Origin of the sequence: Ideonella sp. (assembly GCF_036277275.1) — a bacterium.
Taxonomy (GTDB): Bacteria; Pseudomonadota; Gammaproteobacteria; order Burkholderiales; family Burkholderiaceae_C; genus Ideonella.
Window position 1 is genome coordinate 25,070 of sequence record NZ_DASUNH010000052.1, and the last position, 25,090, is coordinate 50,159.

The following is a 25,090-nucleotide window of genomic DNA, read 5'->3' on the forward strand; positions in this document are numbered from 1 at the left end:
TTTGGCGTCGCCCCCCCAAGGGGGAGCGATCGGCTTGGGGCGGCCCTGCGCCGATCCAGCTGACGGCGAGGCCGCCTGATCACGCACCCATGGACCTCGCCACCTTCCTAGTCCAATGCCTGAACGCGCTGCAGTACGGGCTGCTGCTGTTCCTGGTGGCCTCGGGGCTGACGCTGATCTTCGGGATCATGGGCGTCATCAACCTGGCGCACGGCAGCTTCTACATGATCGGGGCCTACATGGCCTACGCGTTGGCGCCGGCCGTGGCCGCCACGCTCGGCGGCGGCTTCTTCTCGACGCTCGCCGTCGGGCTGGTGCTCGCGGTGCTGCTGGGCTACGTGCTCGAGTGGGCCTTCTTCAGCTTTCTCTACGAGCGCGAGCACCTGCAGCAGGTGCTGATGACCTACGGGCTGATCCTGGTCTTCGAGGAGCTGCGCTCGATCCTCGTCGGTGACGACGTGCACAGCGTCGCGCCGCCCGAATGGCTCTCGGGCAGCATCGCATTGGGCGAACTGATGAGCTACCCGGTCTACCGCCTGTTCATCTCGGCCGTGTGCCTGCTGCTCGCATTGGGCATGTACGTCGTCTTCGCGAAGACGCGGCTGGGCATGATGATCCGCGCCGGCGCCAGCAACCGCGAGATGGTGCAGTCGCTTGGCGTCGACATCAAGTTCCTGTACCGCGTGGTGTTCGCCGCCGGCGTCGCGATCGCGGTGTTGGCGGGCATGGTGGCCGCGCCGGTGTCGTCGGTCTACCCCGGCATGGGCAACCAGGTGCTGATCATCTGCTTCGTCGTCGTCGTGATCGGCGGCATCGGTTCGATCCGCGGTGCGCTGCTCGCAGCCTTGCTGATCGGTCTGGTCGATACCTTCGGCAAGGTCGTCTTCCCGCAGGCGGCCGGCGTGCTGGTTTATGTGCTGATGGCGCTGATCCTGCTGTGGAAGCCCGACGGGCTGTTCAAGGCATGAACGGCATGCAACTCGGCAAGCACGCATTCGTTGCCGCCGCCGTGCTCGGGCTGGCGCTGTTGCCGTTGTTGACCGGCAGCTTCGGCGTCGACCTCGTCACCAAGATCATGATCTTTGCGATCCTGGCGCTAAGCCTGGAGCTGCTGGTCGGCATGACGGGGCTCGTGTGCTTTGGCCAGTCGGCGCTGTTCGGGCTGGCCGGCTACGCCGCGGTGAAACTGTCGCCGGAGTCCGACTCGGCCTCGCTCTGGTGGTTGCTGCCGGCGTGCATGGCCGTGTCGGGTGGGTATGCGTTGTTCATGGGTGCGCTGTCGCTGCGCACCAAGGGCGTCTACTTCATCATGGTCACGTTGGCCTTCGCGCAGATGGCCTACTACGTGGTACACGACACGCCATTGGGCGGCGGCACCGACGGCATCTACCTGTACTTCAAACCCACGCTCGCGATCGGTGGCTGGACGATCGCCGACCTCGACAAACCGCTGCCCTTCTACTACCTGGTGCTGCTGTGCCTGCTCGGCGTGTTCGCCAAGCTCGCGCTGCTGGCCCGCTCGCGCTTTGGTCGCGCGCTGGCCGGCATCCACGCCAACGAGCAGCGCATGCGCGCGGCCGGTTTCTCGACCTATCCCTACAAGCTGGCAGCCTTCGTTGTCTCGGGTTGCATCGCGGGCCTGGCCGGTTTTCTCTTCGCGGTGAAAGACGGCTTCGTGAACCCGGAGCTGCTGTCGTGGCACTTGTCGGGCTCGGTGCTGATCATGATCATCCTCGGTGGCCTGGGCCACTTGCGGGGCGCGGTGCTGGGCGCGTTTGCGTTCACGCTGCTGCAGGAGCTGTTTCAAAGCGAGGCCGTGTTCGGTCCTTTCGCCAAGCACTGGCACCTGGGCCTGGGCGTCACCATCATCGCTTGCGTCGCCCTGCTGCCGAACGGGCTGATCGGCCTGCCGGCGCTGGTGCGGCAGCGTCTCTTCGGTGACAGTAAATGAGCGAGACGCTGCTGCGCTGTGAAGGCCTGACGCGCCGCTGGGGCGGTCTGGTCGCGGTGGACGGTGTGTCGCTCGACTTTGCACTGGGCCAGGTGCATGCGGTGATCGGCACCAACGGCGCCGGCAAGTCGACGCTGATCAACATGCTGTCGGGCGAGATCCCGCCCTCGGCCGGCACGGTGGCGTTGATGGGTGAAGACGTGACCGGGTGGACCCAGCCTCGCCGCGCCCGGGCGGGCCTGGGCCGCAGCTACCAGCGCAACACGATCTTCCCGAGCTTCAGCGTGCTGGAGAACTGCCGCCTCGCCGCGCAAGCCACGTACCAGCGTCCCTGGGCTTGGTGGCAAGCCGCGGCGCGTTGCGAGCGCAGTCTCGCCGCCGCACGCGAGGCCAGCCAACGCGCCGGCCTGAACGACGTGCTCGATCGCCCGGCCGGCTTGCTCTCGCACGGCCAGAAGCGCCAGCTCGAAATCGCGATGTGCCTGGCCACGTCTCCCAAGGTGCTGCTGCTTGACGAGCCGCTCGCAGGCATGGGCGCCGAAGAGACCGAACGCATGCTGACCTTGCTGAGCGAGCTGCGCGCCGGCCACGCAACGCTGCTGGTCGAGCACGACATGGACGCGGTGTTTCGCATCGCCGACTGGATCACCGTGATGGTCAACGGCGCGGTCATCGCCTCTGCTTCGCCGCAGGCGATCCGCAGCGACCCCGCCGTGCAGGCTGCATACCTCGGCGGGCATTGAAATGGACGTTTGCTTCGCGTCTGCGTCCGTCCAGCCGCCCCCATTGCACGTGCCATTCGCGTGTCGCGAAGGGCGGCACCCGGCAGGGGCTCATGGTTCCGCGGTCGGCGCCTCGCGCCGACTTCGCTGCGATGCTCGGGCTGCGGTCGCGCGCAGAACTCGCTTCGTTCGCTTCGCTCACTGCGCTCAAACAACTGCGCGAGTCAGTCTACGAAGCGCGCTGCGCGCGCCGACCGCAGCCCTGCGCTTCTCGCCGCTGCACAAATCGCCCCCACCGGGTCCCCCCCTTCGCGAAGGCAACGGTCGGTGGCCGCGGCAGGTGCTCGGCTTCATGGCGACGGAGCAACCGCCGACGCTGGCGCTCGCGGCGGGTGATGTCCGATGGGGCGATTTCGGCAGCGCCGAAGCGCACAGCGTTCGTGGCAGCGAGCGAAGCGAGCCTCGTGAACTGACTCGCTGGCGATTGTTTGAACGAAGCGAACGCAGTGTGCGCAGTGAGTTCGACAGCGGCCATGAACGCGAGCACTGCAGGGAACCCTTGCCAAAGGCAAGGGCGCGAACGCATGAGCCTCAGCGGGCATCACCCGCCGCGACACACCCACCTTCGTACGAATCAAGGCGAGGCCGCTGACATATGGGCACCCCGATCGTCGAAGCCACCGGCATCCACGCCTGGTATGGCTCCAGCCATGTGCTGCACGGTGTCGACATCGCCGTCAACGCTGGCGAGACCGTGGGCCTGCTGGGCCGCAACGGCATGGGCAAGTCGACGCTGATCCGCACGCTGCTGGGCCATGTGAAGCAGCGCGAGGGTCGCATCGCCGTGCGCGGACAAGACTTGTCACGCGCCATGCCGCACGAGGTGGCGCGCGCCGGCATCGGCTACGTGCCCGAGGGCCGCGGTGTGTTCCCTAACCTGAGCGTGCGCGAAAACCTGGTGATGGCGGCTCGCCCGAGCCGCGACGGCCGGCGGGATTGGACGCTCGAACGTGTGCTCGACACCTTTCCCCGCTTGGCCGAACGCTTGACGAACCAAGGCAGCCAACTCTCGGGTGGCGAGCAGCAGATGTTGTCGATTGGCCGCGTGCTGATGACGCACCCCGATCTGGTCATCCTCGACGAAGCCACCGAAGGCCTGGCACCGCTGATCGTGGCCGAGATCTGGCGAGTCATCGGCCAGATCCGCGCCAGCGGCATTGCCACGCTGATCGTCGATCGCGACTACCGCAAGGTGGCCGCGCAGGCCGACCGTCTGGTCGTGCTGCAAAAAGGCCAGGTCGTGCTGGCCGGCGAAGCCTCGGCGCTTGCCGGCAGCGACGCGCTGGCCGCCTGTCTCGGAGTCTGACCATGAGCCTGATCCAACCCTTCGGCGACCCCGGCGCCTTGGCCCCCGCCCGCGTACTGCGCGAAGACCTGGGCGGTGGTGCCTTTATGCTTCGCAGCGCCGAAGCCTTGCAACCCTTTGCGCGCTGCATTGGCGACTGGCTGGAGCATTGGGCCCGCACGACACCCGACGCGCCGTTCCTGGCCGAACGCGAGGGGGGATCCGCTTGGCGGCAAGTCAGCTACGCACAGGCACGCCACCATGTCGGCCGCATCGGGCAGGGCCTGCTCGACCTCAACCTGCCGATGGGCAAGCCGGTGGTCGTGCTGTCGGACAACGCCGTCGACCACGCGTTGCTGGCACTGGCCGCGATGCATGTGGGCCGGCCCGTTTGCACCGTCTCCAGCGCCTACTGCCGGTTGACCAAGGACTACGCCAAGATCCACGCCATCCTCGACGCATTGGACCCGGCCATGGTCTACGCCGCCGAACCGAGCGTCTATGGCCCGCCGATCGCCAGCTGGGCCACGCGCGGATCGCGGCCCATTGCCTTCAGCCGCGGTGCGGCGGAGCTGCCCGGTGCGTTGGACTTCTCGCAGCTGATGAGCGTGAGCGAAACACCGGCCGTGATGCAGGCCTTTGCCGCCATCACCCCCGAAACGCACGCCAAATACCTGCTGACGAGTGGGTCGACCGGCACGCCCAAGGTTGTCATCAACAGCCACCGCATGCTCTGCGCCAACCAGCAGCAGATGACGCAGGTCTGGCCCTTCCTGGTCCGGCACCCGCTGCGCCTGTTGGACTGGCTGCCCTGGAGCCACACCTTCGGCGCGAACCACAACTTCAACATGGTGCTGGCCCACGGCGGCAGCCTGCATGTGGACGAGGGCCGGCCGATGCCAGGGCTGGTCGAGAAGACGGTCGCCAACCTGCGTGAGGTGCGGCCGAACTTCTACTTCAACGTGCCACGCGGCTTCGACATGCTGCTGCCGTTCCTCGAAGCGGACGAAGGCTTCGCGCGCAGCTTCTTCGAGCCGCTGGAAGGCCTGTTCTACGCCGGCGCCGCGCTGCCGCAGAGCCTGTGGCGACGCATCGAGACAGTGGCCGGCCGCGTACGCGAACGGCCGATCTGGTTCACCTCGTCGTGGGGCGCGACCGAAACCGCACCGGCCGTGACCAGCGTGCACTGGGCGATCGACCGCGCCGGCTGCATCGGCGCGCCGCTGCCTGGCGCCGAGCTGAAGTTCGTGCCGAGTGGCGACAAGCTCGAGATGCGGGTGCGCGGGCCCAACGTCTTTCCCGGCTACCGCGATGCGCCTGAACTGACGGCGAAGGCCTTCGACGAAGACGGCTACTACCTGATCGGTGACGCCGGCTGCCTGGTGGACCTCGACGAACCGGGCCACGGCGTGGCATTCGACGGCCGTGTGGCCGAAGACTTCAAGCTGATGAGCGGCACCTGGGTCTCGGTGGGCACGCTGCGCGTGCGCGCGGTGGCCGCGCTGTCGCCGTTGGCCGCGGATGTGGTGATCACCGGCCACGACCGCGAAGAGGTCGGTCTGCTGGTCTTTCCCAGCCCGGCCGCGAAGGCGATGGACGCGCCGCAGCGCGCCGACAAGGTCGTCGCTGCACTGCGCGCGCTACGGGCCGAAGGCGGCGGCTCGTCCCAGGCACCGACCCGGGCGTTGCTGCTGGCCGAGCCGCCGAACGCCGACGCCGGCGAGATCACCGACAAGGGCTACGTCAACCAGCGTGCGGTGCTGGCGCGCCGCGCCGACCAGGTGCTGGCGCTGCACAGTGACCGGCCCTCCATCGAAGTCATCCGCATCTGATGAGCAAGACGCACATCCACCGCGTCGACGTGCATTTCGGCGATTGCGACCCCGCCGGCATCGTCTTCTTCCCGAACTTCTCGCGCTGGATGGACCAGGCCTCGCTGGCCTTCTTCATGGCCTGCGGCGTGCCGCCCTGGCGCGAACTGGAGCTGGCGCGCGGCATCGTCGGCACGCCCTTGCTCGAGATCAACACCCGCTTCCTGAAGCCCGCCACCTACGGCCAGACGCTCGAAGTGCACACCCATGTCGAAGAGTGGCGCGCCAAGGTGCTGATCCAGCACCACCGCATCCTGCGCGACGACGAGTTGCTGTGCGAAGGCCGCGAGACGCGTGCCTTCGTCGTGCGCGTGCCGGGCAGCTACAAGCTGAAGTCGATCCCGATCCCCGAGGACATCAAGGCCCTGTGCAGCTGAGCGTGCAACGGAGCGGGCAATGTGCCCCGAGGCCCCGCTTGCCGGTTGTCGGCGAGCCGAAAGCGAAGCAGGCTGGAATCAGCCCAGCATCGGATGCGGCAACGATGGCGCGGGCAATCCTCCCTCCTGTCGCGCCGGTCGCGCTGCCTCTCGCCCCGCCTGCAGTGCCTGCATGAAGCCCGGCACGGTGGCCGCGGGTCGCTCGCCCAGGCCTCGCACCACGCACACGCCGTCGGCGCCGCAGGTGGCAGCGGCTTCGGCCTGATCGGGCGCCAGGATGCCGCCAATCGCCACCACCGGGTGATCGGCCATGCGGCACCACCAGCGCAGGTTGTCCAGCCCTTGTGAGCGCCACGGCATGCGCTTGGTCAGCGTGGGCCACACGGGGCCGCAGGCGATGTAGCGCGGCGCCAGCGCCCGCGCCCGCGCCAGCTCCCACAGGCTGTGCGAGCTGACGCCGAGCGCCACGCCACTGGCGGCCAGGGCGGCGCGCCCCGAATCACCGAGTGCCATCAAATCTTCCTGGCCCAGGTGAACGCCTGGCGCGCCGAGCTCGATTGCCAATGCCCAGTGGTCGTTGATGAACAGTTGTGCGCCAACGGCACGGCAGGCCTGCAAGGCCGTCCGGATCTCGTCGCGCAATGACGCTGCCTCGGCCGCGCCCGCCTTGATGCGCAACTGCACCGAGCGCACGCCTGCCGCCAGCACTTGCTGCACACGGGCAGCGCTGTCGACGATCGCGTACAGGCCCAGCGACTCACAGGTGGTCTCGCGTGGTGGTGCAAAGCCCGTTGCCTCGCCCCACGACAGCACCGGCATCAGCGATGGGTCGTCGCCGAATCCAATGCCCGCGCGCACCGGGCCCGCGCCCTGCCCCGCCGCACTGCCGCGCCGCAAGGCGTGCAGCGTGGCCATCTTGGCCAGCACCACCGCGTCGGCCGCGACATGGCCGAGCGCCATCGCCGCGGCAGCACTGCTGGCAAAGGTGCAGCCGGTGCCATGGTGGTGGATCGTGTCGATGCGCGGCGCGGCCAGCCAGCCCGCGGCCTGTGGCGTGTCCAGCCAGTCGAGCACGCGGCCGTCGACGGCGGCACTGTCACCGCCGGTGATCACTGCGGCCTGTGCGCCGCGTGCTCGAAGCGCTCGCGCCAGTGCCGGTGCGGCCGCCGCCTCGCCCACGCTGCCAGGCAGCTCGCCGAGCAGCAGCGCAGCCTCGCGCCGGTTCGGCGTCAGCAGCGTCGCGCGTGGCAGCAGCTCATCGCGGTACGCGGCCAACAAGGCCGCGTCGACGAAGCCGCGACCAGTGCTGGCGCCGAGCACCGGGTCGACCACCAGCGGGATGTCCCCATGCTCGGCGCGCAAGCGGTCCACCCAACGCAGCAACACCTGCAGGTTGTCGACGCTGCCCAGCATGCCGCACTTGATGGCGCGCGGCGGCATGTCCGCCGCCAATGTCGCGAGCTGCGCGTCGAGCCAGCCGGGCGGCACCGGCTGCACCTGGGTCACGGCCACGCTGTTCTGCGCCGTGACGGCAGCCACCACCGGACACAGGTGGGTGCCCAGCGCCTCTGCCGCGCGCTGATCGGCGGCCAGGCCGGCGCCGCCGCCGGAGTCGGTGCCGGCAATGCTCCAGACGATCGGAAGGGTCATGGCGTGGGCTCTCGCGTGCCAGGCACCGCCACACGGGGTGCGGATCCCGGTGCCGGGGCTCGGCGGATGAAATGGATCAGGCGGCCGGCAGCGCGTGTGCCTGGGCCTCGACGGTGCTGCGCGCCGCCTGCGGGGCAGTGGGGCGTGCCGGCAGGGCCAGCGGCGCCACGCAGACCTGATTGCGGCCAGCGTTCTTGGCGGTGTAGAGCGCCGCATCGGCGTTCTTGAAGGCGTGGTCCAGCGACTGGCCGGGCAACACCTCGCACACACCCAGCGACATGGTCACCGGCACCGTCACGCCACCGTGCTGGCAGGCGATCTGCTCGACGCTGGCCCGCATGCGCTCGCTCAGCTCCAGCGCGCCATCGCCATCGGTCATCGGCAGCAGCATCACGAACTCTTCGCCACCCCAACGCCCGATCAGGTCGCCGGTGCGGGCCTGGTGGCGCATCAGGCCGGCCACATGCTGGATCACGCGGTCGCCGGTGTCGTGTCCGTGCTGATCGTTGACCCGCTTGAAGTGGTCGATGTCGGCCAGCACCAGCACCAGCGGCGTGTGGTGCCGCCGCGCACGGTCGATCTCGGCATGCGCCATCTGCAGGAATTGCCGGCGGTTCCACAGGCCCGACAGCGTGTCGGTGGTGGCCAGGTCGTAGAGCCGGCCCTCGGCCTCGTGAACACGTTGCGTGTAGTAGCGCGCGGTGTAGGCGAACATCACGAAAACGACCGTGATGCTGAGCCAGCGCAGCGCCATCAGCGGCCCCGGCGCCAGCGGGTAGACCACCGGCACGGCCTGGGTCAGCGCATCCAGGCCCAGGTAGACCGCCAGCACGAAACCCATCGCGGCGATCGCGTGCCGCGGCGAGCGGCTGACCGCCACCGCCGGCAGGAAGACCAGCAGGAAGTAGTGCGTGCCGCTGTCCCAGCCCAACAGCACGGTGCAGGCACCGGCATGGCCGAGCACCTCGGTCCACATCAGCGCCACGGCGGGCAAGTTGCGCCGCTTCCCGAGCAGCACATAGGCCGCGGCGTACATGCTGGCGCTGAGCAGGTTGACCAGCGCCATCACTGGCATGCCGAGCGCAAAGAAGGCCAGCAAATAGACCATGTCCACGCAGCCGGCGAACACCGCGATGCGCCGCAGCATCAGCCAGAAGGCGCCACGCGACATGCCTCGTTCGGAGTCGGCAGGGGAGCGGGCCAGTGACATCGGTGGGGGTCGATCGGAAACGTGGGTATCCGATCGTTGTCGGCCAAAGCAGTGCGAACTGGAGCGCACCCGACATCACGCCTGCAACAAGGCGTTGGGGTTTGTGCGTTTCTCGGCAACTCGCCGGCCCGTTCGCTGACATGAGCGCGCCCGCCGTCAGCCGAGCAACAGCGGCCCGTCGGCCACCGGCGTGCTGGGCACCGCCATGTCTTGCGGCGCCATCACGCCCGCCTCGTGGCCCAGACGCCCAGCGGTGATGGCTTGGGCAAAGGCTGCAGCCATTCGCACCGGCTCGCGCGCCTGCGCCACGGCCGAGTTCAACAGCACGCCGTCGAAACCTAGCTCCATCGCCCGGGCCGCGTGATGTGGCGCACCGATGCCCGCGTCGACGATCAAGGGCACGCCGGGCAAGCGCTCGCGCAGGGTGCGCAACGCGTACGGATTCAACAGGCCCTGGCCCGAGCCGATCGGTGCGCCCCAAGGCATCAGCACCTCGCATCCGGCATCCAGCAGGCGACGACAGGCCACCAGGTCGTCGGTGCAGTAGGGAAAGACCTGGAAACCGTCACGCACCAGCTGCGACGCTGCCTCCAGCAGCTCCCATGGCTCGGGTTGTAGCGTGTGATCGTCGCCGGTCACCTCGAGCTTGACCCAACGCGTGCCGAACAGCTCGCGGGCCATGTGGGCCAGCACGATGGCCTCACGCGCACTGCGGCAACCGGCGGTGTTGGGCAGCAGGTGCACACCGCTGGCGCGCACGATGTCGACGAATCCGTTGTCGCCGGTGCCGCCGGCGAGCGAGCGCTTGAGCCCCACCGTCACGACCTGCGTCCCTGCCGCAGCGATGGCGTCCCGCAGCACCTGCGGCGACGGATAGCCGGCACTGCCGAGCAGGAAGCGGCTGTTCATGGGCGTGCCGTAGAGCGACCACGGCGTCGTTGCAAGTGTCATTTCGTCAACCTCCGACGATGGCCTTGAAGACGGTGATGCGGTCGCCACCGGCCAGTTGGATGTCGTCCCGGCTGTCGCGGGCGACGAAGTTGCCGTTCAGCGCCGTGGCGACCTGATCGGCCGGCTCGCCCAGGCGAATCAGCAGCTCGGCCAGGCTCAAGCCCTCGCCGTCGACCACCGGCTCGCCGTTGACGATGACGTTGGTCGAGAGGGACTTCGTCATGCCAGCTCCATCGTGCGCAGTGCGTCGTCGACCAGCGCCGGGGCCATCAGCCACCCATGGCGGAACAAGCCGTTGATGCGGCCCAGGCCCGGCTGGGCGTCGATGCGCGGCTCGTGGTCGGGCAACGCGGGGCGCAGGTTGCGATCCAGGCGCAGAATGCGCGCCTCCTGCAGCGCCGGCATCACACTTTGCGCCGCCGACATCAGCTCGACAGCACTCTTCAGCGACACCTCGCTGCGGTCTTCGCTCTCGACCTCGCTGGCGCCCACGACCAGCACATCACCCGGCCGCGGCGCGATGTAGATGCGATGGCGCGGGTGCAGCAGCCGCAGCGGTCGCGTCAGCCCATGGCGGTGCGCGCGCAACCACACCGTTTCACCCCGCACGCCGCGCAGTGGCAACTCGGGCCGGGCGCCGAGGCCACGCACATCGAGCACGGCGTCGAAGCGGCGCCAACTGCCGTCTGCCAGACGCAGCGTGCCGGGTGCCAGGTCGATCACACGCTGGCCCCAGTGCCACAGCACCGAAGGTGCGCCCTCATGCAGCGCGCGCAGGGTCTGCACCGGGTCGATCTGGCCCTCACCCGGCAGCAGCCAGGCGTGAGATACCCCGCTCAGCGCCGGCTCGATGGCGATCAGCTTGTCGTTCGTCAGCGCCACGGGCGCATGCGCACCGGTGCCCGGGGTGGGCAAGCGCGCGAGCGTGCGTTGCGCCGTGCCAAGGTCACCGCGGTGCACGAGGAGCAGGCTGCCACGATCGGCGAAGTACGGTGAGCCCGGCAGGGCCTTCACGATGCCCCGCCACAGCGCGATCGAGCGCCAGCCCAACTGCGCGACCCGGTCGCTGGCCACGTCGCGCTCAGCCATCGGGCTCAGCAAGCCGGCCGCGGTGAATGCGGCGGCGCCCTGTCCGTCGAACGTCGGCTGCGGCCCGGAAGCTGGGTCGAACACACTGACGCTGCAACCGCGCTGCGCCAGCCGCCACGCTGCCAAACGGCCAAGCAAGCCGGCGCCGGCGATACCCACATGCATGGTGGCCACGGCGTCAGGCCTTGTCGCTGTGGATCGGGATGTAGATCTCGCCGCCACCAGCGCGGAACTCGCCGGACTTCTCGGCCATGCCGCGGCCCAGCGCCTCGGTCTCGGCCACGCCCAGGTTGGCGGCGTAGTCGCGCACCTCCTGCGTGATCTTCATCGAGCAGAACTTCGGCCCGCACATCGAACAGAAGTGCGCGACCTTGCTGCTGTCCTTGGGCAATGTCTCGTCGTGGAAGTCGCGCGCGGTGTCCGGGTCGAGGCTCAGGTTGAACTGGTCGGTCCAGCGGAACTCGAAGCGGGCCTTCGACAACGCGTCATCACGGGCGCGCGAGCCCGGGTGGCCCTTGGCGACATCGGCCGCGTGGGCCGCGATCTTGTAGGCAATGATCCCTTGCTTGACGTCGTCGCGGTCGGGCAGGCCCAGGTGCTCCTTCGGCGTCACGTAGCAGAGCATCGCCGTGCCCATCCAGCCGATCATCGCGGCACCAATCGCGCTGGCGATGTGGTCGTAGCCGGGTGCGATGTCGATCGTCAACGGGCCGAGGGTGTAGAACGGCGCCTCGTGGCAAGCTTTGAGCTGCTCGTCCATGTTGGCCTGGATCATGTGCATCGGCACGTGGCCCGGGCCCTCGATCATGGTCTGCACATCGTGCTTCCACGCGACCTGCGTCAGCTCTCCCAGCGTGCGCAACTCGGCGAACTGCGCCTCGTCGTTCGCGTCGGACGCACAGCCGGGGCGCAGGCCGTCGCCCAGCGAGAAGCTCACGTCGTACGCCTTCATGATCTCGCAGATCTCTTCGAAGTGCGTGTAGAGGAAGCTTTCCTGGTGGTGCGCGATGCACCACTTGGCCATGATCGAGCCGCCGCGCGAGACGATGCCGGTCACCCGGTCGGCCGTCAGGTGGATGAACGGCAGCCGCACGCCGGCGTGAATGGTGAAGTAGTCCACCCCCTGCTCGGCCTGCTCGATCAGCGTGTCGCGGAAGATCGCCCAGGTCAGGTCTTCGGCCACGCCACCGACCTTCTCCAGCGCCTGGTAGATTGGCACCGTGCCGATCGGCACCGGCGAGTTGCGCACGATCCAGTCGCGCGTGGTGTGGATGTGGCGACCGGTCGACAGGTCCATCACCGTGTCCGCGCCCCAGCGGATCGACCAGACGAGCTTCTCGACTTCTTCCTCGATGCTCGAGGTGACCGCCGAGTTGCCGATGTTGGCGTTGATCTTGACCAGGAAATTGCGGCCGATCGCCATCGGCTCGATCTCCGGGTGGTTGATGTTGGCCGGGATGATTGCGCGGCCACGCGCCACCTCGTCGCGCACGAACTCGGGCGTGATCGACCCACGCGGCAACATCGCGCCCATGCCGTTGCCGGCACGGCGCTGCTCGCGCTTGGCGTCGGCCAGGTAACTCGCCATCCACTCGCGACGACCGTTCTCGCGCAGCGCGACGAACTCCATTTCGGGCGTCACGATGCCGCGCCTGGCGTAGTGCATCTGCGTAACGTTGGCGCCGCTCCTGGCGCGGCGCGGTGTGCGCTGCAGGGCCTCAGCCTCGGTGCGCAACGCGGCCAGGCTGTCGGCCACACGTTCGGCGTGCTTGGCGCCATCGTCCAGCGCCTGCGGCGCGCGGCCTGCGTAGGCCTCGGTGTCGCCCCGATCGGCGATCCAGCTTGCACGCAGCCCGGGCAGGCCCTTTCGCACGTCGATCGCAACCGAAGGGTCGGTGTAGGGCCCCGAGGTGTCGTAAAGCACCACCGTCTCGCCATTGGTCAGGCTGACCTCGCGCAGCGGCACCTGCAGGTCGGGCCGTGAACCGGTGACGTGGATCTTGCGGGAAGCGGGGAACGGCGCGCGTGTCAGCGACAGCAGTTCGTCCAGGCGTTCAGGGGCGTTCATGGCGGTCCTTCGCAACAAGGTCGTTGCTCCGAAGGTCGCCCCGTGGCGCGCACGCCCAGACGGGCAGCGCGACTCAAGGATCGACGGCTCTTCTTACGCCGGTACTAACCGGTTCAAGTTCTCGGGTTCGGATCAACCATCTCAGCACGCACCATGCGTGCACCCCGGAGCAGGGGCGCATTCTGCGCGGGCGGGCGAACGGCTGTCAACGCATTCCGCAGCCTGCGCGCCACCCGAAACGACAAACGGCCCCGTTGGGGCCGTCCTCGCGGGCGCTGCCGCCGAATCCGGCGCGCCTTTTTTGCACCAGCGCGTGCGGCTACTCAGCCACCACACGCGACCACAGGTCGAGATTGTTCTTCGCATGCTCTTCCATCAACTCGGTGCCCTCCAGCACTTCGGTCATCGCCTGCAGAAGCATGTGGCTGACGCTGTCGGCATTGTCGGAAAGGCGTGGTGCCGTTCCAGCCGTGGTGTGGTTCGCAGCCTGCGCCTGGAGCCGTGCACCGACGATGGTGGCGGCCGCGTTCAGCAATGCATCCTGGGTGAACTTCACTCGCATCCCCTTCCGCCAACCATTGACGGCGTGCGCGATCTTGCACGCCGCCGACCGACTTGCAAAGCGGGTCGACCATCCATGCGCCACTTGGGCCGTCAGCGCCGAGGAGCGCCGAGTGAGCGCCCAATGAAGCGCACCAATGAAAAACGGCGACAGCCGCTAAGTGCTTGTCGCCGTTTGATGTTCGGTGGGGTGGCTGATGGGACTCGAACCCACGACAACCAGAATCACAATCTGGGACTCTACCAACTGAGCTACAGCCACCACCGTAAGCCGAAGATTATAGCCCGACTTCGCGGGCTCGCATCACTTGCCTGCGGCCGAAGCGGCATCGGCGCCGGCAGCCGGCATGTCGAGCTTGACCTTGTAGCGCCGCTTCAGGGCTTCGTAGTAGGCAGCCGACTCGGCGGCCGTGATCTGCTGGGCCACGTAGGATTTGGCGCGCTCGTTGTCCGGGTCCTTCGCGTCGCGTTCGATGCGCTTGGTGACGCGCGCGACCATGAAGCCGTCGTTGCCCAGGTCGATACCGATCACCGCCGGACCCTTGCTCAGGTCGGCGCGCAGGACCGCCTCGATCACCGGGCGCGGTTGATCTCGCGATTGGCGCGACAGCGTCGCGGCAGCCGGCATCGTGTCGTCGGGCTTCTGCTTCAGCGCGGCGACGCGTGCTTCGCCGTCCTTCTTGGCGATCGCCGTGGCCTGCTCCGCCTTCACCGCGGCGAGCACGCGGTCACGCACCTCGGCCAGAGGCAACACGCGCTCGGGGTGGTGTTCGACGATGCGGGCCGAGACCAGCTGGTTCGGGCCGGTTTCAACAGCCTCGGTGTTGCGCTTGTTCTTCACCGCATCGGTCGAGAAGATGGCTTCGAGCAGCTTCGGCGAAGCGAGCGGGCCGCTGGCACCAGGCGCCGGCGCACGTTGCACCGTGGCCTCGGCCTTGCTCAGCTTCAGCTTGTCGATCACCGGCTGCAGGCTGTCGGACTGCTCGTACACCATGTTGCTGAACTGCTCGGCCGCAGCCGCGTACATCTCTTGCGCTTTCGGCTTGCTGACTTCTTCGACGATCTGCGCGCGCACCGATTCGAAAGGCTTCTTCTCGCCGCCGCGAACTTCCAGCAGCTTGATGATGTGGAAGCCGAACTCCGACTCCACCACGTTGCTGATCTCGCCCGGCTTCATCGCAAAAGCGGCGTCTTCGAACGGCTTGACCATCGCCCCACGGCCGAAGAAATCCAGGTCACCGCCGTTCGTGGCCGACCCCTTGTCGTCAGAGTTCTTCTTGGCGAGCTCGGCGAAGCCGGCCGGGTTCTTGCGCGCTTCGGCCAGCAGGCCTTCAGCCTTCTCCTTGGCCTTGGCGCGATCCGCGGCCGGTGCGTCCTTCGCGGCGTTGACCAGGATGTGGGCTGCGTGGCGCTCTTCGGCACTGGTGTATCGGGCGATGTTCTGCTCGTAGTACTTGCGCAGATCGTCTTCGCTCAGCGTGATCTGCTTCTTCAGTGCTTCGAGGTCGAGCACGACGTACTCGATGCGAGCTTCCTCGCTGCTGCGGAACTGGGACTCGTGACTCTTGTAGTACGCCTCCAGGTCGGCATCAGTGGGGTTGACCTTGTCCAGGTAGCTCTTGGTCATGAACGGCTGCAGCTGCACTTCACGGCGCTCCAGGATCGCGTTCACCGCCGAGTCGTTGGCCGTCTTGCCGACCACCAGCGAGCCGGAGACGCCGGCCAGTACCTGGGTCTTGGCCAATTCGTCGCGCAGCTCCTGGGCGAACCCTGCCGAAGTCATGCCGCGGGCGGAGAGGAACTCCTTGCTGACGCTGCCATCCGGCGAGCGAATTTGCGCGAACTGTGGGTCGGTCTTGAACGAACGATCCAGTCGGTCGTTGGTGATGACCAGGTTCTCCTTCGCTGCCGCCACACGCATCACACGATCGCGCACCAGGCTGTCGAGCGTGCGGGCCTTCATCTCCGGCGTATCGAACAGCTTCACGTCGACGCCAGGCATCTGCTGCTGCATGCGCGCGACCTGCTGCTTGTGCGCCTGGTCGAGTTCGGACTGCTTGATGTCCATCCCGCCGACCTTGGCCACCGTGGCATTGCCCGCATCGGTGAAGCTCGAGTAGCCCTGGATGCCGAAGAAGACGAAGGACGGAAAGATCAGCAGCACCAGGATGAACTGCAGCAGTCTGGTGTGCGTGCGAACGAAATCGAACATGGAACTCAGCCTTGTATGAAGGTGCTGCGCAAGAAACGACGGGCCGCCCGGGATGGCTTGCCCCCTTCAGAGGGGACACCAGGAAACGACAAAGGCGAACCGGAGTTCGCCTTTGTCGTCATCGGTCTGCGTACGCCGCGCGGGATTCTAATCAATGCCCGCTGGACCGCGGCCGATGCTTTCGGTGGTGGGTGCTGAGGGGTTCGAACCCCCGACCTACGCCTTGTAAGGGCGCCGCTCTACCAACTGAGCTAAGCACCCGAAAGATCCATCAGTTCAACGCGTCTTTCAGGCCCTTGCCTGGACGGAATTTTGGCACTTTGGCCGACTTGATCTTGATCGCGGTGCCGGTGCGCGGGTTGCGGCCGGTGCGGGCTGCGCGCTTGGTGACGGCAAAGGTGCCGAAGCCCACGATCGACACGCTGCCGCCCTTCTTGAGGGTCGTCTTCACGCCCCCGATCACGGCTTCCAGTGCGCGCGTAGCGGCGGCCTTGGAGATGTCCGCCTGGCGCGCAATGTGTTCGATCAACTCGGATTTGTTCACGTAGGTACCCCTCTCTCAACGGTCTCGCAATGGTGTGGCTTGGCTTGAGGTTCAAGCGTCCGGTAAGTGACCTGGTGCGATGTGCAATCGCTGCGCGCTGCGAGGGGCAATGGGCCTGATTCGCAGGCGAAAAATCATTACAGCCTCGGGTCCCAGCGGTGTCAAGCGCGCAAGCGGATTCTATGTGTAAACCCCAAGGCTACCGGCGTCGCAGGCGCGAAGAGCAAGCCTTTTCATCGTGACGCACAGCGCTTCCGGCAGCCTCGCAGCGAGGCACGCCAGCTCGGCGAACCAGGCCCGCCTTACCGAGCTTTGGCGCGGATTTCAGGCAAAGCTTTTTGCAGGTAGTACACCATCGACCAGATGGTCAGCACGGTCGCCAAGAGGATCAGCAGCGTGCCCCACCAATGGGTGTCGATCAGGTTGAAAAGGCGGCCGTCGAACAGCAGGAAGGGGATCGCCACCATCTGCACCGTCGTCTTCACCTTGCCCAGCATGTGGACGGCCACGCTGCGTGCAGCGCCGATCTGCGCCATCCATTCGCGCAAGGAAGAAATCGCGATCTCGCGGCCGATGATGACCAGCGCAATCAGCGCATGGACGCGGCCCAGGTGGACAAGCACGATCAGCGACGCGCAGACCAGGAACTTGTCAGCCACGGGGTCGAGGAAAGCACCGAAGGCGGAGCTTTGATTGAGCTTGCGCGCAAGGTAGCCGTCCAGCCAATCGGTCAGCGCGAAGACGACGAACATCACCGTCGCGGCGAGGTTGCGTGTGGCGTCTTCGAACGGCAGGTAGAACACCCCGACGATCAAGGGGATCGCCACGATGCGGGCCCAGGTCAGCAGCGTCGGAACGGTCAGGAACATGATGGATCCATTCTGCCCTCTAACCGCGCCCGTACCGTGCGCTCATCGCCGCGCAAGTCTTCTGTCCGTCCTCGGGCCCGGCGTAAACGCGTGCGTGGACACGGCCGCGCCAAGCCTTCAACGGTCCAGCGTGACCGGCTTGAACTTGCGGCTTTCGTCGAACAAGAAGGTCTCGACATACTTCCACGGCTTGGGCAGGCGCGACACGTCGCCAAACGGCGCTGCACGGCGCACCGCGTCGATCGCGATCTGGGTCGTGTCCTTGGCCTGGCTCGGGTAGCGCATCACCTCGATCTTCGAGATGCTGCCGTCGCCGTTCAGCTCGACCGACAACACCGGGATGGCCAGCAGAGGCTCCGGCACGCTGCCGGTGTAGGTGATGGCGGGGTTGGCAGAGACCAGCTTCTGGGCCGCTCGCAAGCGGTACTCATCCCAGCTGCGTGCCGCGTTGGGCGACGGCGCCGGCCGAGGTGCAGCGGCAGGTGCCGCGGGCCGCATCGGCGCAGGCGGCGGCGGTGGCTCCTTGGTCGAACAGGCCGCCAGCCAACCGGCTGGCAACGCCACGGTCATCATCACGGCCAGGCCGGTCCACGGGTTGCGACGGAAGTCCGCGCGGGGCTTGTCGCCAAGAGGGGTGTCTGCCACGTCGTCATGCGGCTCTTTGCCGCCAGGTTGATCAGTGCAATGCACGATAGATGTCCTCTGCCAATTCCTTTGAGATGCCTTCCACGCTGGCCAGGTCATCAACGCTTGCGGCCGTGACGCCGCGGACACCGCCAAAACGCTGTAACAGTTTCGCGCGTTTCTTCGGCCCGATGCCGGCAATGTCTTCAAGACGGCTGCCGCCCGTGCGCACACTGGCACGCTTGGCACGCATGCCGGTGATGGCAAAGCGGTGCGCCTCGTCGCGGATCTGCGCGATCAGCATCAATGCTGCCGAATCGGGCGGCAGGCTGAGCTTGTCGCGCCCGTCGGCGAAGACCAGCTCTTCGAGCCCGACCTTGCGGCCCTCGCCTTTCTCGACCCCGGCAATCAACGACAGGTCGAGGCCCAACTCGCCGAACACGTCGCGCGCCATCGCGACCTGGCCGCGACCGCCGTCGACCAGCACCAGATCCGGCAGGCGGACCTTGGCGCCGGCCACCTGGGCCTGGCTGCCTTCGGCGGCGGTGATCTCGGCAAGCTTGGCGTAGCGCCGGGTCAGCACCTGGCGCATGGCGGCATAGTCATCGCCGCCGGTGACCCCTTCGATGTTGAATCGCCGGTACTGCGCGTTCTGCATGCGATGGTCTTCATAGACCACACAGCTTGCCTGCGTGGCCTCACCGGCCGTGTGGCTGACGTCGAAACATTCGACACGGAATGTGTCCAGGTTGTCGATCGCCAGGTCCAGGGTGTCGACGAGCGCACGCGTGCGCTCGCGCTGCGAGCCCTCTTCGGCCAGCAGGCGCGCCAATGCGAGCTCGCAGCCTTTGATGGCCATGTCCAGCCAGATGCGACGCTGCTCGCGCGGCTGGTGTTGCGCGGTCAGCTTGATTCCTGTCTGGGCACTCAAGGCAGCCAGCAGTGATTTGTCGATCGCGTGGCTCAGCACCAGCAGCGGCGGCGGCGTGCTGTGCAGGTAGTGCTGCGCCATGAAGGCCTGCAGGACCTGCTGCTCCGCGAGCGCCAACTGCTGTTCGGCCGTCGGTGGCGTCGTTTCGCCCTGCGTCTCCTCCAGCGCCAGCGACTCATCGGCGGCCAGCGCCGTGGCGTCGTCGACATGGGTCGGGAAGAAGGCCCGGTCGCCCAGATGACGGCCGCCGCGCACCATCGCCAGGTTGACGCAAGCGCGCCCTCCGGCCACCTTGACCGCGAGGATGTCGACCTCCTTGCCGGCGGCCGACAGGCTGCTCTCGTCCATCGACTGCTGGTGCTGCACGCGCGCCAGCGCCGAGATGCGGTTGCGCAGCTCGGCGGCCTTCTCGAACTCCAGCACCTCGGCGTGGGCCATCATCTTGGCCTGCAGTTCGTCGACCACCTGCTGCTGCTCACCGAGCAGGAAGCGCTCGGTGTCGCGCACGTCCCGGGCGTAGTCATCGGGCGTGATGAAGCCGACGCAGGGCGCCGAGCAGCGGCGGATCTGGTACAGCAGGCAGGGCCGCGACCGGTTGTTGAACACCGTGTCTTCGCAGGTGCGCAGGCGAAACACCTTCTGGATCAGCTGGATCGTCTCCTTCACCGCCCAGGCACCTGGGTAAGGGCCGAAATAGCGGTGCTTGCGATCAACCGCGCCGCGGTAGTAAGCCACGCGCGGAAAGCCGTGTGAGACCAGCTTCAGGTAGGGGTAGCTCTTGTCGTCGCGGAATAGGATGTTGAACTTCGGGTTCAACGCCTTGATCAGGTTGTTCTCGAGCAGCAGCGCCTCGGCTTCGGTGCGAACAACGGTCGTCTCGAGTCGCGCAATGCGCGAGACCATCACGCCGATCCGGGTGCCGCCCAGGTCCTTCTGGAAGTAGCTCGACACCCGCTTCTTCAGGTCGCGGGCCTTGCCCACGTACAGCACCTGGCCATGGGCGTCGAAGTAGCGGTAGACGCCAGGCAGGCCGGGCAAGGCGGCCACTTCGGCCAGCACGCGTTCACGTGCAGCGGTGGCGGCTTCCAGCGCCCGCTGGGCTTCGTCGGCCATCGCTTCGGCGATCTGGGCCTGCGGCGCTTCTGGAACAGGTGGGGATGAGGTGTCTGGTTCAGCCATCGGACGGCGATTGTGCAGTGCCCGGCTTCGATAATGCCGCGATGCCGTCCGCCCCTTGCCCCACCCTGCGCTGGGACCTTTTTTGCCGCGTGGTCGACAACTTCGGCGATATCGGCGTGTGCTGGCGGCTGGCGGCCGACCTGGCCTCACGCGGCCACACGCTGCGCCTGTGGGTCGACGACCCGTCGGCCCTGGCGTGGCTCGCACCTGGCGGCCACGCCGGCGTCCAGGTCCGGCACTGGACGGCCGACGCCACCGCCAGCGACCCGGGCGACGTGGTGGTCGAGGCTTTCGGCTGCGACCCTCCGGCTGATTTCGTCACGGCGATGGCTGCACTGCCGAAGCCGCCGGTCTGGATCAACCTCGAATACCTCAGCGCCGAAGACTATGTCGAGCGCAGCCACCGCCTGCCGTCACCGCAGTTCAACGGCCCTGGCGCCGGTCTGACCAAGTGGTTCTTCTACCCTGGCTTCACGCCAGCCACCGGAGGCCTGTTGCGCGAGCCGGGCCTCTTGGTGCAGCAGGCCGGCTTCGATGCCGCCACATGGCTGGCTGGCCAGGGCGTCGTCAGGCGGCCAGGAGAACGCCTGGTCAGCGTGTTCTGCTACCCCAATCCGGCGTTGCCGGATCTGGCCCAGCGCCTGGGCGATGCGCCAACGGTACTGCTGACGGCCCCCGGCCCGGCAACCGAACAGGTCAGAGGCGTCGGCTTGCCCGGGTCGATCCGCCACCACGCCCTGCCCTGGCTGCCGCAAACGGGCTACGACCGCCTGCTTTGGTCGTGCGACCTGAACTTTGTCCGTGGCGAGGACTCCTTCGTTCGAGCGCAATGGGCAGGCAAGCCATTTGTCTGGCACATCTATCCGCAGGACGACGGCGCCCACGCGGTCAAGCTCGACGCGTTCCTGACACGCCACCTGGCTGATGCGGAACCGGCTCTCGCCCAGCCGGTGCGGGCATGGATGACCGCCTGGAACGGCCTGGCCAGCCCGCTGCCCGCAACGCTGCCCGATCTGGCCGCCTGGACCGCCCGCGTCCTGGGCTGGCGTGATGCCTTGCTCGCTCAAACCGACCTGGTCGGCCAGCTGCTGGCGCTCGTGGCCGAAAAGCGTTAAAATTCAAGGCTTTGCGGAACACGGCCCGCACGCCTTGAAATGGCTGCTGAAGAACTCATCTTTGGCAGCATCGCCCAGGCGCCTGACCCGCCGGCCGCGCAACTCGCAGTGAACTGACCCGCCGGCTTGGCCCGGGCCGGCCACTGCCCACGATTCCCGACTCTTCGGAAACTCACCATGAAACTCGCACAGGAAATCCGCGCCGGCAACGTGATCATGCAGGGCAAGGACCCGATGGTCGTTCTCAAGACCGAATACAGCCGTGGCGGCCGCGGCGCGGCCACCGTGCGCATCAAGATGAAGAGCCTGCTCAGCGGCTTCGGCGCCGAGACGGTGTTCAAGGCCGACGACAAGATGGAGCAGATCATCCTCGACAAGAAGGAGTGCACCTACTCCTACTTCGCCGACCCGATGTACGCCTTCATGGACGCCGAATACAACCAGTTCGAGGTCGAAGCCGAGAACATGGGCGACGCCATCAACTACCTGGAAGACGGCATGGCCGTCGAGGTGGTGTTCTACGAAGGCAAGGCCATCTCGGTCGAACTGCCGACCACCGTCGTGCGCGAAATCGAGACCGACCCGGCTGTCAAGGGCGACACTTCGGGCAAGGTGCTGAAGCCGGCCAAGCTGGTCGGCACCGGTTTCGAAATCTCCGTGCCGATCTTCGTCGAGAACGGCGACAAGATCGAAATCGACACCCGTACGCACGAATACCGCAAACGCGTCTGACGCATTTGCGGTTGCGTGCGTAGCGCACCGAACGTTCCTGCTCCCCCTGCCCCCTCCGGGAGGGTTTCTTGCATGAAGATCGAGCCGGCCTTTCAAGGCCGGCTTTTTTCATTCAAACGTGAAGACTGAACCGATCGTTCCGGCGCGCATCGAGTTTCGAGACGGGGTGCCTTTCGCGCCCGAGTTCGGCGATGTGTACCACCCGCGCGTCGGCGCGTTCGCGCAGGCGCGCGACGTGTTCCTGGCCGGCAACGGCCTGCCGGCGCGCTGGCGCGGACGCGAGCGTTTCGTCGTGCTGGAGACCGGATGCGGCCTGGGCAACAACTTTCTCGCGACCTGGGCCGCTTGGCGCGCCGACGCACAGCGGTCGCGGCGGTTGGTGTTTGTCTCAGTCGAGAAGCACCCGCCGGCGTTGGACGACATGGTTCGCGCGCACACGGCCTCGCCCGAGCCGGCGCTGGCCGCGCAGTTGATCTCGGCATGGCCGCCCGCCACGCCAGGCCTGCATGTGCTCGAATTCGAGGACGGCCAAGTCACGTTGCTGCTGGCGCTCGGCGACCTCGCCCTGTGGCTGCCCGAGTTGCAGGCTCAGGTGGATGCGGTCTTCCTGGACGGATTCGCGCCGGCACGCAACGCGCCGATGTGGGACGCGCAAGCGCTGCGTGCGCTGGCGCGCCTGGCCGCGCCTGGCGCCACTGCGGCCACCTGGAGCGCGGCACGCAGTGCACGCGACGCGCTGACCGGCGCGGGCTTTCGTGTCCAGCGCGTGCCCGGGTTCGCGGGGAAGTTCGAGATGACGCTGGCGCAGGTCGTGGCGCATGCCGCTGGACGCAGGCGCGGGCCGCCGCCGGGGCGCCAGCCTGCTTCTCGGGCGCGTGACGCACTGGTCATCGGCGCAGGCCTGGCCGGCGCCAGCGCGGCGCGCGCACTGGCTCGCCAGGGCTTGCGGGTCACGGTGCTGGACCAAGCCGACCAAGCCGCCAGCGGCGCCTCGGGCAACCCGGGCGGCCTGTTCCACGGTGTGGTGCACGCCCACGACGGGCCGCACGCGCAGTTGCTGCGCGCCGCCGCGCTGCGGGCCGAGCAGGTGTATCGGCCACTGATCGCGTCGGGACGGGTGCCCGGCGCATTGCAGGGCCTGCTGCGCGGGGCGGGCAGCGATCCATGGTCGGCCCTGCAGACGGTGATCGAGGTACAGCAGGTCCCTGCAACCTATGCCGAAGCGCTGTCGCGCCAGGCCGCGTCGGCTGCCGCCGGCTGCCCGCTGGCCGGCGCGGCGTGGCGCTTTGCAGGGGCCGGCTGGTTGCGACCGGCGGCGCTGGTGCAGTCCTGGCTTCATGAGCCCGGCATCTGCCTGCGCACCGGTGCGCGGGTGGTACGCCTGAACCCGTTGCCTGACGGGCGCTGGCAGGCACTCGACGAACACGCGACAGCGCTCGGCGAGGCTGATCTGGTCGTGGTGGCCGCAGCGCACGCGACCCCCAACCTGCTGGCGGAGCACAGCGACGCCGGTGCCTGGCCCTGGCGCCGCACCCGAGGCCAGATCACGGTGGTCCGCGCGGCCGAAGCCGCTGCCCTGCCTCGGCCGATCGTGCCGATCGCCAGCGGCGGCTACCTGCTGGCACTGCCCGATGCATGGGGCGGGGGCCTGCTGTGTGGCGCCACCTCACACGTGCAGGACGACGACCAGCACGTGCGCGAGGCCGATCACCGTGCGAACCTGGCGCAGATCGCGGTGCTCACCGGCACGGAGGTCGACATTCCGCAGCCATGGTTCGATGCCGACAGCGAAGTGCTCGATGGCCGTGTCGCCTGGCGGCTGGGATGCGACGACCGCCTGCCGGTGGTCGGCCCGGTGCCCTTGCCGGCGGCAGCATGCGCGGGAGCTCGGCGGCTTGAACAAGCGCGGCATGTGCCCCGCGTGCAAGGCCTGTACGTGCTGGCCGGGCTGGGTTCACGCGGCATTACCTGGGCGCCGCTGCTGGGCGAGGTGCTGGCCGCCGGGATCACCGGCGCACCGCTGCCACTGGCCGGCAGCTTGCTGGATGCGATCGACCCCGCGCGCTTCGTGGCGCGGCAGCGTCGCCAACCACCCGGCTGAAGCGCCGGCGGGTCAAAAATTCAGGCGGCGTTCGACGGCTCGTTGCCGCTGCCCGGCGCGGTGTTCGCAGGCGGGCTGGCTTCGGTGTCTTGTGCACCACCGGACGGGCCTCCTTGCGACTTGCGTGCCGCCTTCTCTTCCTTCTTGCGCTTTTTGGCCAGTTCGCGCTGGCGTTTCTCGTACGAGTAGTTGGGTGTGGCCACGGGCCGTCCTTTGCTTCAGAGGGAAGAGGCGGATGCCGCCGCGGCGAGCGGCACCTTGGGCCAACGATACACCCTCTGTGCCGGCGGCTGGCCGGCCTCGCCGTTCAGAAGCGCAAGGTCTTCACACCCTCGGGCGTGCCGAGCAGGCAGACACTCGCCTTGTGGCGCGCGAACACGCCCATCGTGACCACGCCGGGCCACTGGTTGACCTCGGCTTCCATGGCCGGCGGATCGCTGATCGTCAAGCCTCGCACATCGAGAATCAGGTTGCCGTTGTCGGTCACCACACCTTCGCGCACCGTGGCTTCACCGCCATAGCAGCGCCTGAAACGCCGCGCGACCTGCGCCGCCGCCATCGGGATCACCTCCACCGGCAGCGGAAACCTGCCCAGCGTGTCGACCAGCTTGGACGCGTCGGCAATGCAGACGAATCGATCTGCCAGGTCGGCGATGATCTTCTCGCGCGTCAGCGCCGCGCCGCCGCCCTTGACCATATGGCCACGGTGGTCGATTTCGTCGGCTCCGTCGATGTAGACCGGGATCGATTCGACCTCGTTCGCGTCGAGCACCGGGATGCCCAGGGCCTGCAGTCGCTCGGTGCTCTTGACCGAGCTCGAGATGGCACCGGTGATGCGGTCCCTCATCGTTGCCAGCGCGTCGATGAAGCAGTTCACCGTCGACCCGGTACCCACCCCCACAACCGAGCCGGGCACCACTTCGGCCAACGCAGCCTGCCCAACCAGGGCCTTCAGTTCGTCTTGCGTCATGAGCCGGATTGTCTCAGG

At 67.6% G+C, this 25,090-nt stretch carries 24 protein-coding genes, 2 tRNA genes and 1 riboswitch; of the genes, 10 read left to right on the forward strand and 16 right to left on the reverse strand.

What is annotated here, in order from left to right; translation table 11 throughout:
- Positions 1-89 precede the first annotated feature (89 nt).
- The 6 genes from VFY73_RS09645 (at position 90) to VFY73_RS09670 (ending at position 6,266) form a co-directional block, all read left to right on the forward strand.
- Positions 90-968, forward strand: a complete 879-nt coding sequence (locus VFY73_RS09645; RefSeq protein ID WP_329718066.1) for a branched-chain amino acid ABC transporter permease — start codon at positions 90-92, stop codon at positions 966-968.
- Positions 965-1,951, forward strand: a complete 987-nt coding sequence (locus VFY73_RS09650) for a branched-chain amino acid ABC transporter permease (protein WP_414654440.1) — start codon at positions 965-967, stop codon at positions 1,949-1,951. Before VFY73_RS09645 ends, VFY73_RS09650 begins: the two co-directional genes overlap by 4 nt.
- Positions 1,948-2,694 carry an ABC transporter ATP-binding protein gene (locus VFY73_RS09655; RefSeq protein ID WP_329718070.1) on the forward strand — a complete coding sequence of 249 codons (747 nt, stop codon included), beginning with the start codon at positions 1,948-1,950 and terminating at the stop codon, positions 2,692-2,694. The genes VFY73_RS09650 and VFY73_RS09655 overlap by 4 nt, the downstream gene beginning before the upstream one ends.
- A 634-nt stretch (positions 2,695-3,328) precedes the next feature.
- Positions 3,329-4,039 (forward strand): ABC transporter ATP-binding protein, encoded by a 711-nt coding sequence (locus VFY73_RS09660; RefSeq protein ID WP_329718072.1) that lies wholly within the window; start codon positions 3,329-3,331, stop codon positions 4,037-4,039.
- Between the two features lie 2 nt (positions 4,040-4,041).
- A complete protein-coding gene (locus VFY73_RS09665; RefSeq protein WP_329718074.1) occupies positions 4,042-5,850 on the forward strand; it encodes a feruloyl-CoA synthase in 1,809 nt (602 codons plus the stop codon).
- The gene (locus tag VFY73_RS09670) at positions 5,850-6,266 is read left to right on the forward strand and encodes an acyl-CoA thioesterase (RefSeq protein ID WP_329718076.1); all 417 of its coding nucleotides are present in this window, start codon (positions 5,850-5,852) and stop codon (positions 6,264-6,266) included. Before VFY73_RS09665 ends, VFY73_RS09670 begins: the two co-directional genes overlap by 1 nt.
- Positions 6,267-6,344: 78 nt before the next feature.
- Here VFY73_RS09670 and VFY73_RS09675 read toward each other — a convergent pair whose 3' ends face one another.
- The 9 genes from VFY73_RS09675 to VFY73_RS09715 all read right to left on the reverse strand — a co-directional run bounded on the left by VFY73_RS09675 (position 6,345) and on the right by VFY73_RS09715 (position 16,007).
- A complete protein-coding gene (locus tag VFY73_RS09675) occupies positions 6,345-7,916 on the reverse strand; it encodes a bifunctional hydroxymethylpyrimidine kinase/phosphomethylpyrimidine kinase (RefSeq protein WP_329718078.1) in 1,572 nt (523 codons plus the stop codon).
- Positions 7,917-7,992: 76 nt separating this feature from the next.
- Positions 7,993-9,126, reverse strand: coding sequence for a GGDEF domain-containing protein (locus VFY73_RS09680; protein ID WP_329718079.1), 1,134 nt, complete (start codon positions 9,124-9,126; stop codon positions 7,993-7,995).
- A gap of 156 nt (positions 9,127-9,282) precedes the next feature.
- Positions 9,283-10,077, reverse strand: a complete 795-nt coding sequence (locus VFY73_RS09685; protein ID WP_329718081.1) for a thiazole synthase — start codon at positions 10,075-10,077, stop codon at positions 9,283-9,285.
- Positions 10,078-10,081: 4 nt separating this feature from the next.
- Positions 10,082-10,300: a sulfur carrier protein ThiS gene (gene thiS, locus VFY73_RS09690; RefSeq protein ID WP_329718083.1), complete on the reverse strand. Its 219-nt coding sequence runs from the start codon at positions 10,298-10,300 to the stop codon at positions 10,082-10,084.
- Positions 10,297-11,331: an FAD-dependent oxidoreductase gene (locus tag VFY73_RS09695; protein ID WP_329718226.1), complete on the reverse strand. Its 1,035-nt coding sequence runs from the start codon at positions 11,329-11,331 to the stop codon at positions 10,297-10,299. The genes thiS and VFY73_RS09695 overlap by 4 nt, the downstream gene beginning before the upstream one ends.
- 13 nt (positions 11,332-11,344) lie before the next feature.
- Complete coding sequence (thiC, locus tag VFY73_RS09700; RefSeq protein WP_329718085.1) at positions 11,345-13,234, reverse strand: phosphomethylpyrimidine synthase ThiC; 1,890 nt, start codon at positions 13,232-13,234, stop codon at positions 11,345-11,347.
- A 73-nt stretch (positions 13,235-13,307) separates the two neighbouring features.
- Positions 13,308-13,411: riboswitch (TPP riboswitch) on the reverse strand.
- Between the two features lie 142 nt (positions 13,412-13,553).
- Entirely contained in the window at positions 13,554-13,790 is a 237-nt protein-coding gene (locus VFY73_RS09705; protein ID WP_329718087.1) for a hypothetical protein, read from the reverse strand.
- A gap of 191 nt (positions 13,791-13,981) precedes the next feature.
- Positions 13,982-14,057, reverse strand: a tRNA-His gene (locus VFY73_RS09710).
- A 42-nt stretch (positions 14,058-14,099) separates the two neighbouring features.
- The gene (locus tag VFY73_RS09715; RefSeq protein WP_329718089.1) at positions 14,100-16,007 is read right to left on the reverse strand and encodes a SurA N-terminal domain-containing protein; all 1,908 of its coding nucleotides are present in this window, start codon (positions 16,005-16,007) and stop codon (positions 14,100-14,102) included.
- 15 nt (positions 16,008-16,022) lie between these two features.
- On the opposite strand from VFY73_RS09715, the gene VFY73_RS09720 reads away from it, so the two are divergent.
- Positions 16,023-16,205, forward strand: coding sequence for a hypothetical protein (locus tag VFY73_RS09720; protein ID WP_329718091.1), 183 nt, complete (start codon positions 16,023-16,025; stop codon positions 16,203-16,205).
- On the opposite strand, the gene VFY73_RS09725 is transcribed toward VFY73_RS09720, so the two are convergent.
- The 5 genes from VFY73_RS09725 to uvrC form a co-directional block, all read right to left on the reverse strand.
- A tRNA-Val gene (locus tag VFY73_RS09725) sits at positions 16,193-16,268 on the reverse strand. The genes VFY73_RS09720 and VFY73_RS09725 overlap by 13 nt on opposite strands.
- A 10-nt stretch (positions 16,269-16,278) precedes the next feature.
- Positions 16,279-16,551 carry an HU family DNA-binding protein gene (locus VFY73_RS09730; RefSeq protein WP_329718093.1) on the reverse strand — a complete coding sequence of 91 codons (273 nt, stop codon included), beginning with the start codon at positions 16,549-16,551 and terminating at the stop codon, positions 16,279-16,281.
- Positions 16,552-16,853: 302 nt separating this feature from the next.
- Positions 16,854-17,420 (reverse strand): CDP-diacylglycerol--glycerol-3-phosphate 3-phosphatidyltransferase, encoded by a 567-nt coding sequence (pgsA, locus tag VFY73_RS09735; RefSeq protein ID WP_329718095.1) that lies wholly within the window; start codon positions 17,418-17,420, stop codon positions 16,854-16,856.
- A 117-nt stretch (positions 17,421-17,537) separates the two neighbouring features.
- Positions 17,538-18,065 carry a hypothetical protein gene (locus VFY73_RS09740; protein ID WP_329718097.1) on the reverse strand — a complete coding sequence of 176 codons (528 nt, stop codon included), beginning with the start codon at positions 18,063-18,065 and terminating at the stop codon, positions 17,538-17,540.
- A 31-nt stretch (positions 18,066-18,096) separates the two neighbouring features.
- Complete coding sequence (gene uvrC, locus VFY73_RS09745; protein WP_329718228.1) at positions 18,097-20,088, reverse strand: excinuclease ABC subunit UvrC; 1,992 nt, start codon at positions 20,086-20,088, stop codon at positions 18,097-18,099.
- A 107-nt stretch (positions 20,089-20,195) separates the two neighbouring features.
- On the opposite strand from uvrC, the gene earP reads away from it, so the two are divergent.
- The 3 genes from earP (at position 20,196) to mnmC (ending at position 24,102) form a co-directional block, all read left to right on the forward strand.
- A complete protein-coding gene (earP, locus tag VFY73_RS09750; protein ID WP_329718099.1) occupies positions 20,196-21,269 on the forward strand; it encodes an elongation factor P maturation arginine rhamnosyltransferase EarP in 1,074 nt (357 codons plus the stop codon).
- Between the two features lie 177 nt (positions 21,270-21,446).
- Positions 21,447-22,001, forward strand: coding sequence for an elongation factor P (gene efp, locus VFY73_RS09755; RefSeq protein WP_329718101.1), 555 nt, complete (start codon positions 21,447-21,449; stop codon positions 21,999-22,001).
- Positions 22,002-22,119: 118 nt separating this feature from the next.
- Entirely contained in the window at positions 22,120-24,102 is a 1,983-nt protein-coding gene (gene mnmC / locus VFY73_RS09760) for an FAD-dependent 5-carboxymethylaminomethyl-2-thiouridine(34) oxidoreductase MnmC (RefSeq protein ID WP_329718103.1), read from the forward strand.
- A 20-nt stretch (positions 24,103-24,122) separates the two neighbouring features.
- Here the strand turns inward: mnmC and VFY73_RS09765 are convergent, their stop codons facing one another.
- Positions 24,123-24,305 carry a hypothetical protein gene (locus VFY73_RS09765; protein WP_329718105.1) on the reverse strand — a complete coding sequence of 61 codons (183 nt, stop codon included), beginning with the start codon at positions 24,303-24,305 and terminating at the stop codon, positions 24,123-24,125.
- A gap of 104 nt (positions 24,306-24,409) precedes the next feature.
- Positions 24,410-25,072, reverse strand: a complete 663-nt coding sequence (rpiA, locus tag VFY73_RS09770; protein WP_329718107.1) for a ribose-5-phosphate isomerase RpiA — start codon at positions 25,070-25,072, stop codon at positions 24,410-24,412.
- Positions 25,073-25,090: the final 18 nt, after the last annotated feature.

Excerpts from the sequence above, each read along its gene's own strand:
- VFY73_RS09645 (WP_329718066.1), top strand. The coding sequence starts at position 90 with ATGGACCTCGCCACCTTCCTAGTCCAATGCCTGAACGCGCTGCAGTAC.
- VFY73_RS09650 (WP_414654440.1), top strand. The coding sequence starts at position 965 with ATGAACGGCATGCAACTCGGCAAGCACGCATTCGTTGCCGCCGCCGTG.
- VFY73_RS09655 (WP_329718070.1), top strand. The coding sequence starts at position 1,948 with ATGAGCGAGACGCTGCTGCGCTGTGAAGGCCTGACGCGCCGCTGGGGC.
- VFY73_RS09660 (WP_329718072.1), top strand. The coding sequence starts at position 3,329 with ATGGGCACCCCGATCGTCGAAGCCACCGGCATCCACGCCTGGTATGGC.
- VFY73_RS09665 (WP_329718074.1), top strand. The coding sequence starts at position 4,042 with ATGAGCCTGATCCAACCCTTCGGCGACCCCGGCGCCTTGGCCCCCGCC.
- VFY73_RS09670 (WP_329718076.1), top strand. The coding sequence starts at position 5,850 with ATGAGCAAGACGCACATCCACCGCGTCGACGTGCATTTCGGCGATTGC.
- VFY73_RS09675 (WP_329718078.1), bottom strand. The coding sequence starts at position 7,916 with ATGACCCTTCCGATCGTCTGGAGCATTGCCGGCACCGACTCCGGCGGC.
- VFY73_RS09680 (WP_329718079.1), bottom strand. The coding sequence starts at position 9,126 with ATGTCACTGGCCCGCTCCCCTGCCGACTCCGAACGAGGCATGTCGCGT.
- VFY73_RS09685 (WP_329718081.1), bottom strand. The coding sequence starts at position 10,077 with ATGACACTTGCAACGACGCCGTGGTCGCTCTACGGCACGCCCATGAAC.
- thiS (WP_329718083.1), bottom strand. The coding sequence starts at position 10,300 with ATGACGAAGTCCCTCTCGACCAACGTCATCGTCAACGGCGAGCCGGTG.
- VFY73_RS09695 (WP_329718226.1), bottom strand. The coding sequence starts at position 11,331 with ATGCATGTGGGTATCGCCGGCGCCGGCTTGCTTGGCCGTTTGGCAGCG.
- thiC (WP_329718085.1), bottom strand. The coding sequence starts at position 13,234 with ATGAACGCCCCTGAACGCCTGGACGAACTGCTGTCGCTGACACGCGCG.
- VFY73_RS09715 (WP_329718089.1), bottom strand. The coding sequence starts at position 16,007 with ATGTTCGATTTCGTTCGCACGCACACCAGACTGCTGCAGTTCATCCTG.
- VFY73_RS09720 (WP_329718091.1), top strand. The coding sequence starts at position 16,023 with ATGAAGGTGCTGCGCAAGAAACGACGGGCCGCCCGGGATGGCTTGCCC.
- pgsA (WP_329718095.1), bottom strand. The coding sequence starts at position 17,420 with ATGTTCCTGACCGTTCCGACGCTGCTGACCTGGGCCCGCATCGTGGCG.
- uvrC (WP_329718228.1), bottom strand. The coding sequence starts at position 20,088 with ATGGCCGACGAAGCCCAGCGGGCGCTGGAAGCCGCCACCGCTGCACGT.
- earP (WP_329718099.1), top strand. The coding sequence starts at position 20,196 with ATGCCGTCCGCCCCTTGCCCCACCCTGCGCTGGGACCTTTTTTGCCGC.
- efp (WP_329718101.1), top strand. The coding sequence starts at position 21,447 with ATGAAACTCGCACAGGAAATCCGCGCCGGCAACGTGATCATGCAGGGC.
- rpiA (WP_329718107.1), bottom strand. The coding sequence starts at position 25,072 with ATGACGCAAGACGAACTGAAGGCCCTGGTTGGGCAGGCTGCGTTGGCC.